A 10,721-nucleotide genomic window follows, 5' to 3' on the forward strand; every position below is an offset into this window, starting at 1 on the left:
CGCAGCCGCGGCGAGCACCCGCCAATCCGCTCGTCGGCGCTGCGAGCCCTTCCCGGCATGCGGGAGCCGCAGTACGTGGCGCCATCGCGCGCTCTTGTCGCGGCCGGTGTCGGCGAGGCGTCGCGTCGCTCGGCGTTGCTCGAAGCGTAGCCATACGCTCAGGGGGCCAGCGAACAGGATGCGCACGAGGATCAGTGCGGCGGTGACGGCCAGCCCGACCCAGATCGTGCCCCAGAGATCGCCGCCTTCTCGGGCGACTTCCTCGGCGACGTGCAAGAGCTGGTATCCCATGGCGAGGAAGACGCCGTTCTCGAGCATGAGCTGGATCGTGCGCCAGTTCATGCGTTCGCTGATCCGGTCCTGCGGCGTGAGGTGGCGTGTCGCGGTGAACCCCGTGATCAAACCGGCGACGACCACGGCGAGGACGCCGGATCCGTGCAGCGCCTCGGCGGGGAAGAAGGCGAGCAACGGCACCGTGAAGGAGATCGCGGTCGTCAGGGTCGGCTGGCCGATGCGTGCACGCACCCGCACGGCCGCGAATCCGACGACAGTGCCGATGCCGATCCCGACGAGGACGGCGTAGTCGAAATCGAGGGTGACATCCAGCAGCGTGACCCCGCCTGCAAGGGCGGCGATGGCGGATCGCAGCAGCACCAGCGCGGTCGCGTCGTTGACGAGCCCCTCCCCCTCCAGGACGACACGAGCCGCGGTGGCAGGCCGAGGCGCTTGCCGATGGAGGTCGCGGCGACGGCGTCGGGTGGAGCGACGACCGCACCCAGAGCGATACCCGCAGCGAGGGGAAGCCCGGGCAGCAGCCAGGTGAGGAGAAAACCGACTGCGACCGCGGAGAACAGCACGAGCCCGACGGACAGCCCGCTGGTGGTGAGGAAGTTGCGACGGAAGTCCGTCATCGGCACGTTGACCGCCGCGGCGTACAGGATCGGCGGAAGCACGACGGTGAGGATCCATTCCGGTTCGATCTCCAGCGGAGCCTGACCGGGGATGAGACTGCAGGCGATCCCCACGAGGACCAAGAGGATCGGTCCCGCCATGCGGATCTTCGGCGCAAGCCAGGTACCCCCGATGACCAGCAGCGCTCCGGCGACGAGCATCATCGCGACCGATTCCATTCGTTCTCTCTCCGTGTGTATCCCGTCAGGGACGTGTTCGTCAGCCGGCCGCAGCCGTGGCCGGGACGGCTGTCGCCGGCGGTCTGCCGGGCATGAGGAGGCAGACGGGGGCGGCGACGGCGGTGAAGGCGATCGCCCACCAGAAAGCGCTGCCGAAGCCGTGTGCGATGTCATCGAGGTCGGCACTGCTGGCCGAGGCGTTCTGGAGGACGACGGCGATGACTGCTGTGCCGATCGAACCTCCCAGCTGCTGAGCGACGCGCGTGATGATGCTGGCTCCCGGCGTGTCATCGTGGGGAAGCCCGATGAAGGAGGCTCCGGTCAGCGGGATGATCGCGACCCCCATGCCGATGCCCCGGCTGAACAGCGTCACGAGCAGGAGCACGTAGCTGGTGTCTGCGGTGACGAACGCGAACGGGATCGTCGACACGGTCACGATCACGAAGCCGGCCAGCGCGACCCATCTCGGCCCGAACCTGTCCGTGTACCGGCCGGCAGCACCTCGTGAGAGCAGCGTGCCGAGGCTCTGCGGGATGAGGAGAAGCCCCGCTCCCAGCGCGTCCTCGCCCCGGACCTCCTGCCAGTACAGCGGCAGCAGGAACATGGCCCCGTACAACGTCGCGCCCGCCAGGAAGCCGAGCACCGACCCCGATGTCAGGTTCCGGTGCCGGAACAGCCGCAGGTCGATCAGTGCTCTCTCGCCACGGCGGAGCGCCCACCCGACGAATCCCGCCAGGAGGACCGCTCCGACGCCGAGGGGGACCAGGACGCCCATGGACGCGAAGCCCTCACTTCCCTGGACCTGTGAGAGTGCGTAGACGATCGCCGCGACTCCTGGGGAGACGAGGAGGAGGCCGAACAGGTCCAGTCGCACACCCCGGCGTGACGGTTGTGCGGGCAGGTTCCGGTAGGCGAGCCATGCCCCGATCACGCAGAACGGGATGTTGACCAGAAACAGCCAGCGCCAATCGGCGACGGCGAGGATGACTCCTCCGAGTACCGGTCCGATGATCGGGCCGAGCGCGGTTGGCAGGGTGATCGCGGCCATCACCCGGCCGATGTGTCGCCCGCCGGTCGCCTGCACGATGAGGGTGGTCATCAGCGGCAGCATGATTCCGCCGCCGAGCCCCTGCACCACCCGGGACACGATCAGGCTTGCCGCGTCCCAGGACGCCGCGCACAGGATGGAGCCGATCAGGAACGCCCCGAGCGACACCAGCCACAGCCGCTTGCCGCCCAGCGCCGCCTGCGCCCAGCCGGCGAGCGGGATCGTGACGAACATCGCGAGCAGATACCCCGTGGTCACCCACTGGATGGTGCCCAGGGGTGCGTGCAGATCATCCGCCAGGTCGTGGATGGCCACGCTCACGATGGTGGTGTCGAAGACGACCGCCATCGCCCCGACGATGATGCTGAACGCCGTCGTCCAGACGGCCGGATCGATCGCGTCCGGATCCTCCGGCTTGGCAGAGCGGCTCCGGTTCGAGAGGGGCCGTTTCAGCGAGAACTTCATGATTCCTTCATTCGATGTGCGCGGCGGGGGGCCGCGGAGGGCGCCCGAAGGATGCCGCGCGAGACCCGGCACCACGGGACGGCCGGCAAGACGTATCGGCGTGACGCGCTCCCGTTAGGTCGGGAGTGCGTCACGCCCACGGCGGCAAGGTCAGAGGTCGACGACGACCTTGCCGCGCACGTGGCGGGCGGCCTGGAGCTCGACCGCGGCGCGAACTTCGTCCAGGGGGAACGTTTCCGCGATCGGGACGCGCAGCTCCCCCTCGGCGACACGACGCGCGATGTTCTGCAGCGCCTCTGCACCCGCCGCCGCACCGTTGGCGGCGTGCACCCCGGGAACCGCGGCCGCGATGGTGCAGATGCGATCGTCGGGAACGCCGAGCTCCCGAGCGACACCGACGGTGTCGGTGCCGTGAAGGTCGAGCGCCGCTGTCGGCAGGGCACCGTCCAGTGCCCGGACCCGCTCGACGAGGCCGTCGCCGTACGTCACTGGTGTGGCGCCCAGGCTTGACAGGTACTCCGCGGATGCCGCAGATCCCGTCCCGATCACGCGCGCCCCGGCCAGTCGAGCAAGCTGCACGGCGAACACGCCCACGCCACCGCCGGCCCCTCCGATCAGCACCGTGTCGTCCGGACCGAGATCGAGCTTCGCCAAGGCGGCGACAGCGGTGCTTCCAGCGATCGCCAGCGTCGCCGCCGTCCGGTCGTCGACACCATCGGGGGTGTGGTGGGCGACGCCCGAGGCGATGTCGCCGTCTGCGCTCATCAGGATGTAGTCGGCCAGAGAGCGCGAGAGCGCCGTCCCGAACACTCGGTCACCCACCGCATACCCGGTCACGCCCTCGCCCACCTGGTCCACCGCGCCGGCGTAGTCCGTGCCGTAGCCGCACGGCAGCGACAGCCCGAACCGGGCCGCGGTCTCCGCATCGGAAGTCATCACCCAATCCATCGGGTTCAGCCCCGCCGCGGCGACCCGGATCCGGATCTCCCCCGGCCCCGCCTGCGGCGCAGGCACGTTCCGCACCGTCAGGTTCTCCGGCCCGCCGAACGACTCGAACAGCACCGCCCGCCCCGTCTGCGCGTCGATCCGATCGTCCCGCTGTCCACTCATCCCGCTACCTGCTCTCATCCATCATCAAAACGGACTATGCTCCGTATATATCCTCACTCTAACCGGAGCGTGATCCGTTTGACAACTTCTGACGCTCATCAGCCGCGCGCAGATGCCGCCCGTAACCGTGCCCACCTCCTCGCGGTCGCTACCCGCGCACTCACGAGGGGCGACGGCGCGGAGCCGTCGATGCGAGCCATCGCGCGCGATGCCGGCGTGGGGATCGGGACTCTCTACCGCCACTTCCCCACCCGCGAATCGCTCGTCGCCGCGGTCTACAGCGACCAGGTCACCCGCCTCACCGCCGGCGCACGAGAGCTCCTCACGATGCACGCCCCGGCAAGAGCCCTCCGACTCTGGATGGACCTCTACGGCGAGTGGATCGCCACCAAGAGCGGCATGCTCAACACCCTGCTCACGATGGTCGAGACCGGCGATCTCCCCCACGCGCACACACGCGATCAGATCCTCGACGCCATCTCCACCATCGTCCAGGCAGGAAACGAGGCCGGGGACCTCCGCGCAGACATCACCCCCACCGAGATCTCCGCCAGCCTCATCGGCATCTTCACGGTGTCGCAGCAAGCCGCGGGAACGATCAGTGCTGACCGTCTCCTCGACCTGCTCCTCGATGGCCTCCGCGCCGAACCGACATGTCGCTGACACGCCCATCGACGGGTGGGGCGTCCAGCTGAGGCGGTGGAGTTCTCGGCCGTTCTCGCTTGCGCCGCTTCGGAGCACGAACGGACAGACCGACGGACAGGAGGAGCATGGTGCTGGCGACTATCGTCGCGGAGTGTGTCAGCGGGTTCGGGGCGACAGGCCATATTGGCTGGAGCAGGAGCAGGGCGAACGCCACGGCAGCCGCCCAGAGCCACCGGGCGTACCGGAGCACCAGCAGCAGGATCACGAACGCCAGAATCGATGTCACGGCCTGGACAGCGGTGAACCAGACCAGGCCGACCAGAGGTGCGGACGCCAACAGCACGGTCGCTGTCGCGACCGCGAGCGGCAGTATGGGCCGAGCCAATACGGGGCGGGGCGATGCCGGCATGCGGTCGGTGGATCTCTCACGCATGTGCTGTCCCGAGATAGTTCGCGACGTTCTTCAGAACTGTCCGCCGTTCCGACTCACTCAAGGGGAGTTGTCCGAGCAACAGTCGGTTGTGATCGCCGGGGGACGCGATGGCGGGCCAATCCGACCCCATTAGGAAGCGTTCGACTCCGATGTGCCGCATGTGCTCGACGAGCCGATGCAGTTTCTCGCCGTCGGCCCAGGGGGCCTGCACGACCACGGCGAGGTCGATCTGCAGCAGGCTCGTTCCCGGACGGGATGCTTCGATCGCGTCCTGATATCCCTGCAGGGCGGCGAAGGTCGACTCGTCGAGCCCACCCCAGCCGCCGGCGTGCGCGATCTGGACCGGTAGCCCTTCGGCCTCACACAGCACGCCGTTGATCAAAACGTCGGCGGCTTCTCTCGAGTAGTCGGGCGAGTGCCGAGGGTGGATGACCAGCGGAAGATCCAGAACGCGGCACTCTCTGACGATCTGAACCAGACGGTCCACTGAGTCCGTCGACTGCGGATCGAACCCGCTGTTGGCGAGGTGAAGCTTTGCACCGACGACCCCGTCTTGCCCCGCCCAGTGGCGCAACTCATCGACCGCGCTGGTCATGAACGGATTCACTCCCACGCAGGCGCACAACCGTCCGCGAGATGTACGCGCGGCATCGACGTTGAAGGCGTTCTCTTCCCGCACAAGTTCGGCCGAGCCCAGCATGTACGCCTCCGACAGGAGCACGCCGCGGCCGATGCCCGCCGCGTCGAGTACCCGCACCGCGTCTTCTCCCGTGCGTACGGCGAACGCCTCTCGGTTCAGCAGCGAGAGCGTGGCAAGTTCGCCGTGTTCGGTGCGAAGGCGCCGCAGGTGTGTGGTCGCCGCGGGACCTTGAATGTGCAGGTGATGATCGACGAGGGCCGACGGGGTTGAGGCCGGAACTCGCGGTGTCGCGGCGAGGCCGAACCCCGCTGCGGCCGCGATCAGGGTCCCCACACCGATACCCGCCACCACGCGCCTACGGGACACCCCCTCCGGCCCCGAGTCGCCTTCCGCTCCGCCACCGTCCGCGTTCAAGAGCGTCCGTCCCTGTCACGGCCCTCGGCTGGCCCTGAGCCCAGCAACCGAGTGAGGGCGTCCGTGAAGATGTGCGCGATGTCCACGGCCTCGTCCAGTGCGAGCTGCAACGCGAGCCCGTCCGCGAGCGCGAGGACGACCCGTCCGACGTTCTCGTTCACACCAGCGCCATCGCCGAGCGAGTCGATCTGGAGGACGTTCATGACGTCCGCGACGGTGTTGGCGGCTGCTGCACGTCGATCAGGGAGCAAGTGAGGACGACGCGCCGCCAGGATCGAGAACTCCGCGTTGACGAGGAACCACTCGCGCTCCGCGTCCGCCCTCCTCCGCACCCAGCCCGCCAAGGCGTCAAGGCGCTGCTGACGGGACGCGGAGCGTCCGAGAATCTCCCCTACCTCCGCGACGAGCTCGGTCGTGCGCGCCTTCGCGAGTGCGAGAAAGAGGTCCTCCTTGCTCCGGAACAGCCCATACACCGCTCCCTTCGTGAAGCCCGCCGACTCGGCGATCTCAGCAAGAGACGCGCCCCCATACCCCTTGCTGCAGAACAAGGTGTACGCGGCTGCCAGGATCGCCTCCCGCGTCTCCTGCTGCCGTCGCACCCGGCTCCCCCTGCCCATGGGAATGAATATACCATCGGTATCTCAGAGACGACCGGTATGTAGCGATGCTGACATGGACGCGCTGATCGCCTCAGTGCGCGGCCCAGTCGGCGAGGACGCCGCGGACGGGGTTCCATCCGACAGCCTGGTAGATCGAGTAGCCGGCTTTCGCGTACGGGTCGTCGGCCATGAGCGCGTGTGCGTCGTCGACGTCGTCGGTGGCGAGGAGCACAACACCGCCGGTAGGCGGGTTCCGCATCCCAGCGGAGACAACGAGCCCGCGCGCCTCGAGTTCGTCGAGGAACGCCAGGTGCTGGGGGCGGATCGTGGAGACCTCGTCGAGGGATCGTGTGTAGTTCGAGATCATGAGAATCACGGGCCTGCTGCTTTCGGATCTTTCGTCGTCAAGTGGTCGGGTCAGCGGGTGTCGCGGCCAATGAGGTCGAGTTCGTCGTCGGAGAGGTCCAGCGCCGCGCCTCGGATGTTCTCCTCGAGGTGCGCGACCGTCGAGGTGCCCGGGATCGGAAGCATCATCGGCGAGCGTTTGAGCAGCCATGCGAGGGCGACGCTCCCGGCCGGGACACCGTGCGTCGCCGCGATCTGGCCGATCGCGCCCCTCGGCTCGGCGAGGGCTCCGACGGAAAGCGGCGCGAACGGGATGAATGCGATTCCGTGGGAGGTCGCCCAGTCGAGCACTGCGGTCTCGGAGCGGTCGGTGAGGTTGTAACGGTTCTGCACAGCGACGATCGGGACGATGCTGCGTGCGGCTTCCAGCTGGGCGACCGAGACGCCGGAGAGTCCGACGTGCCGCACCTTTCCGGCCGCGCGGAGGTCTGCGAGCGCGCCGATCTGGTCCTCGAATGGCACCGTCTCGTCGACGCGGTGCAGTTGGAAGAGGTCGAGTCTTTCGACGCCGAGCCTGCGGAGTGAGAGCTCCGCCTGCTGCTTGAGGTAATCCGGGCGTCCGCATCGGGGCCAGGGGCCCGGCGCCACGATCGGGCCGGGGCGCAGGAGTCCGGCCTTCGTCGCGATCACGAGGTCGTCCGGGTACGGGTGAAGGGCTTCCTTGATGAGTTCCTCGGCGACCGCCGGCCCGTACGAGTCGGCGGTGTCGATGAACGTGACACCGAGGTCGACGGCACGGCGGATGACGCGGATCGCCTCGTCGTGGTCGCGCGGCGGTCCCCAGATGCCGGGGCCGGGAAGCCGCATGGTGCCGAAGCCGAGGCGGGCGACGTCCAGGTCGCCGCCGATCGTGATCGTGCCAGCGCGATCGGCACGTGCCGATGGGTGCATGAGGTCCACTTTCAATCGGGTTGGAGCATTCGGAACAGGCGCGTGCAGGGGGGTCGGCTCACGGCGTGAACGCGTGCCTGCGTCCGCCGGCTACGAGCGCGAGAGCGACAAGGCTCAGTGCCGCCATCGCCAGCGGGAGCACTGTCGCCGCTCCACCGTCGACCAGCGTCGCGCCGGCCGCTGCCGCGGCGAAGATCGCGAGGTTGAACGCGACGGTCAGAATGGAGTTGGCAACGTCCGCGTTGTCGCCCGCGGCCAACGCCATCGCCGTCTGCAGTTGCGTCGCGGCGCCGCCGAATCCGACGCCCCAGAGTGCGAGACCGACGATGACCAGCACCGGGGACGTGCCGCCGACGGCCAGAACGAGTCCGCCCACGACGAACGCAGCGACTCCCGCGAGGGTGGTGCGACGGAGATGACGGTCGACAGCGACTCCGGTGAGCCACACGCCCACCAGCGATGCGACACCGAAGACGACGAGCGCCACGCCGACCGGAAGCGCCGCTGCGATGGCCCCCAGGTACTCGGCGATATACGTGTACTCGAGGTTGTGCGCGAACATCCACACGAACACCACGACGAGGATCACGCCGACCCCAGGGATCCCCACGACTCGTCGAAGCGAGCGGCTGCTCGAGGCGGACTGTCCGGGCGCGTCAGGGACCAGCACCACGGTGAGCACGAACGCGATCACGGACAGGGCCGACATCGCGCCGAACACCCACCGCCAGTCCGTCGCAGCGCCCAGCCAGGAGCCCAGCGGCGTTCCGACGGCAAGCGCCACCGGCGTCCCCGTCATGGCGATGGCGAGCGCTCGACCGGCATGCTCGGGTGCCGCGATCCGTCGCGCGTATCCCGCGAGCATCCCCCACAACAGGCCCGAGAACCCACCAGCGACGAATCGGGCGATCAGCGCGATCACGATCCCGGGCGCGAGGGCCGTCACCGTGTTCGCCACGACGAAGCCGACGATTCCGACGAGCAGCACCGGCTTTCGCCGGACAGTTCGGGTCAGCGCCGTCGACGGGATCGCCGCGAGGACCGTGCCAAGGGCGTAAGCGCTGACAAGCTGCCCGGTCACGCCGGGCGAGGTGTCCAAGCCGTGCGAGATCTCGGCCAGAAGCCCCGCCGGCATCGTTTCGGTGGCGATCACGATGAACCCGACCATCGCCATCACGACAAGGGCTCCGAACGGCAGTGTGCGACGCGCCGTCGATGCGGTGCGGACGGTCTCGATGGCCTCAGTCACAGGCAGCTCCAATTCCAGATCAGTTGATCCAGTATTGACCGCAAGAGCGACGCTTGTCAAACTGGATCGACTGATCCCGAATGAGACGAGGACTGATGCCCGCAGGTCGACCGCGCACCTTCGACGTCGATGCCGCAGTGGATGCGGCGATGCTGCTGTTCTGGGAGCAGGGGTACGAGGGGACATCTCTCGCAGACTTGCGCGCGGCGATGCGCATCTCGTCGGCGAGCTTCTACGCGGCGTTCGAATCCAAGGCCGCCCTGTTCGAGCGCGCGTTGAAACGCTATGTGTCGAGCTGGGGGGCCATCACCGATGTCGTCCGCGACCCGGGTCTCTCCGGACGTGATGCCATCGCACGACTCCTGCACGGTTCGATCGACATGCAGACTGATCCGCGCCATCCCGCCGGATGCCTGGTCGCCCTGTCCAGCGGCCTCACCGGCGAGCAGACACCGACGTCGGTGCGCGACGCCGTCGCACGGCGGCGCGAGGAAGACCGGCAGGGCATCGAGTGGTGCGTGATCCGAGCGGTCGACACGGGCGAGCTCCGGCAGGACACCGACGTGATCGGACTGAGCGGATTGCTCCACGGGCTGCTGCTCGGCCTCTCGGTACAGATCCGGGACGGCGCCGAGCCGAAATCCCTACACAGCGGTGCGGACGCGTCCCTGCACGTCTGGGACGCGTTCGCGGCCTCGGTGTAGTTCCTCAGCACGTTGTGGACGGATGACGCCGGAGAAGACGGCCTGGACGATGCGAGGTACCACACGTCGCGCCGCAACGACTCACGCTAGTGCCCGTTCGCACCAGGGGGCGAGGGGACGCCTGGCCCGCCGATCGTTGAGGACGCTCGGACCTGGCGCCCGCACCGCCGCGGAACGGTTCAAGTGTCCGCCCGCGACCGCGGCGAGGTGGGCTGGCCGATATTGGGCGGCCTGTCGATGCGGGCCCCTTGCTCACGTCCGATCAGCAGCGCGACCCGGCTCCGACTCGACTGGAATTTCGCATCGTCGTCGACAGCGTCGAAGCCGAGAGCGCCATCCCCACTCCCCGCCCAACGCTCTCGCCCACTCGCCCACTCGCCCACTCGCCCACTCGCCCACTCGCCCACTCGCCCACTCGCCCTGAGAGCCTGTTCCTGAACTGATGTTGGTCGTCGGGGCGGCTGCGGAGATGAGAAAGGACCCCTGGTAGATCGAGTGGTGTCTGGTCATCCGCTCTACCGAGGAGTCCCGGATGCCATCGTGCCCGAGTTCGTCGACCCTGCCCGCAGGGGGTCGATCCTGCCGCCTGTTGGCGACCACGCACCAGTCTCCAAGCAGGTCACGGCGCTATCCGTCGGACATGACCGACGCTCAATGGAAGCTCATCGAACCGTTGCTGCCCACGCCGGGCTGGCTAACCGGGCGAGGTGGCCGCCGAGCCAAGCACTGCCGCCGCGAGATCGTCGACGCGATCCTCTACGTCGTCGACAACGGCATCACATGGCGAACTCTACCAGCGGATTTCCCACCGTGGTCCACTGTGTACAACCACTTCGCCGCCTGGGAACACCACGACGCCACTCAGCACCTACTCGACGCGCTGCGTGACCGGGCACGACTGGCCGAAGGTCGCCGGGCCGCGCCCAGCGCCGGGATCATCGACTCCGCCTCGATCAAGGCCGCCGAGACCGTCGGATCCCGCAGCCGC

At 68.3% G+C, this 10,721-nt stretch carries 11 protein-coding genes and 1 pseudogene; 3 read left to right on the top strand and 9 right to left on the bottom strand.

Going from position 1 to position 10,721, the window contains the following annotated elements:
* The 4 genes and pseudogenes from LCD31_RS29320 to LCD31_RS26725 all read right to left on the bottom strand — a co-directional run.
* A partial coding sequence (locus LCD31_RS29320; RefSeq protein ID WP_308015874.1) for a cation:proton antiporter occupies window positions 1-654 on the bottom strand: 654 nt, incomplete at its 3' end.
* Window positions 655-716: 62 nt separating this feature from the next.
* A pseudogene (locus tag LCD31_RS29325) lies at window positions 717-1,130 on the bottom strand (cation:proton antiporter); the annotation flags it as partial.
* Window positions 1,131-1,170: 40 nt separating this feature from the next.
* Window positions 1,171-2,643, bottom strand: coding sequence for an MDR family MFS transporter (locus LCD31_RS26720; RefSeq protein ID WP_224962577.1), 1,473 nt, complete (start codon window positions 2,641-2,643; stop codon window positions 1,171-1,173).
* Window positions 2,644-2,793: 150 nt separating this feature from the next.
* Entirely contained in the window at window positions 2,794-3,753 is a 960-nt protein-coding gene (locus tag LCD31_RS26725; protein WP_224962579.1) for an NADP-dependent oxidoreductase, read from the bottom strand.
* A 36-nt stretch (window positions 3,754-3,789) separates the two neighbouring features.
* Between LCD31_RS26725 and LCD31_RS26730 the strand changes: the two genes are divergently transcribed.
* Window positions 3,790-4,416 (top strand): TetR/AcrR family transcriptional regulator, encoded by a 627-nt coding sequence (locus LCD31_RS26730; RefSeq protein ID WP_224962581.1) that lies wholly within the window; start codon window positions 3,790-3,792, stop codon window positions 4,414-4,416.
* 407 nt (window positions 4,417-4,823) lie between these two features.
* On the opposite strand, the gene LCD31_RS26735 is transcribed toward LCD31_RS26730, so the two are convergent.
* The 5 genes from LCD31_RS26735 to LCD31_RS26755 all read right to left on the bottom strand — a co-directional run bounded on the left by LCD31_RS26735 (window position 4,824) and on the right by LCD31_RS26755 (window position 9,029).
* Complete coding sequence (locus LCD31_RS26735; protein ID WP_224962582.1) at window positions 4,824-5,822, bottom strand: amidohydrolase family protein; 999 nt, start codon at window positions 5,820-5,822, stop codon at window positions 4,824-4,826.
* A 59-nt stretch (window positions 5,823-5,881) separates the two neighbouring features.
* The gene (locus LCD31_RS26740) at window positions 5,882-6,484 is read right to left on the bottom strand and encodes a TetR/AcrR family transcriptional regulator (RefSeq protein ID WP_224962584.1); all 603 of its coding nucleotides are present in this window, start codon (window positions 6,482-6,484) and stop codon (window positions 5,882-5,884) included.
* A 91-nt stretch (window positions 6,485-6,575) separates the two neighbouring features.
* A complete protein-coding gene (locus LCD31_RS26745) occupies window positions 6,576-6,851 on the bottom strand; it encodes a YciI family protein (RefSeq protein WP_224962592.1) in 276 nt (91 codons plus the stop codon).
* Between the two features lie 50 nt (window positions 6,852-6,901).
* Window positions 6,902-7,780 (bottom strand): aldo/keto reductase, encoded by an 879-nt coding sequence (locus LCD31_RS26750; protein ID WP_224962594.1) that lies wholly within the window; start codon window positions 7,778-7,780, stop codon window positions 6,902-6,904.
* A gap of 58 nt (window positions 7,781-7,838) precedes the next feature.
* Window positions 7,839-9,029 (bottom strand): MFS transporter, encoded by a 1,191-nt coding sequence (locus LCD31_RS26755; protein ID WP_224962586.1) that lies wholly within the window; start codon window positions 9,027-9,029, stop codon window positions 7,839-7,841.
* Window positions 9,030-9,124: 95 nt separating this feature from the next.
* On the opposite strand from LCD31_RS26755, the gene LCD31_RS26760 reads away from it, so the two are divergent.
* A complete protein-coding gene (locus LCD31_RS26760) occupies window positions 9,125-9,733 on the top strand; it encodes a TetR/AcrR family transcriptional regulator (RefSeq protein WP_224962588.1) in 609 nt (202 codons plus the stop codon).
* A 640-nt stretch (window positions 9,734-10,373) separates the two neighbouring features.
* A partial coding sequence (locus LCD31_RS26765; RefSeq protein WP_224962590.1) for a transposase occupies window positions 10,374-10,721 on the top strand: 348 nt, incomplete at its 3' end.

This window comes from Saccharopolyspora sp. 6M, assembly GCF_020176775.1.
Lineage (GTDB): Bacteria > Actinomycetota > Actinomycetes > Mycobacteriales > Pseudonocardiaceae > Saccharopolyspora_C > Saccharopolyspora_C gregorii.

What these genes read in the sequence shown, in the direction of transcription:
- LCD31_RS26720 (WP_224962577.1), bottom strand. Translation starts at nt 2,643, where the DNA reads ATGAAGTTCTCGCTGAAACGGCCCCTCTCGAACCGGAGCCGCTCTGCC.
- LCD31_RS26725 (WP_224962579.1), bottom strand. Translation starts at nt 3,753, where the DNA reads ATGAGTGGACAGCGGGACGATCGGATCGACGCGCAGACGGGGCGGGCG.
- LCD31_RS26730 (WP_224962581.1), top strand. Translation starts at nt 3,790, where the DNA reads ATGCTCCGTATATATCCTCACTCTAACCGGAGCGTGATCCGTTTGACA.
- LCD31_RS26745 (WP_224962592.1), bottom strand. Translation starts at nt 6,851, where the DNA reads ATGATCTCGAACTACACACGATCCCTCGACGAGGTCTCCACGATCCGC.
- LCD31_RS26750 (WP_224962594.1), bottom strand. Translation starts at nt 7,780, where the DNA reads ATGCACCCATCGGCACGTGCCGATCGCGCTGGCACGATCACGATCGGC.
- LCD31_RS26760 (WP_224962588.1), top strand. Translation starts at nt 9,125, where the DNA reads ATGCCCGCAGGTCGACCGCGCACCTTCGACGTCGATGCCGCAGTGGAT.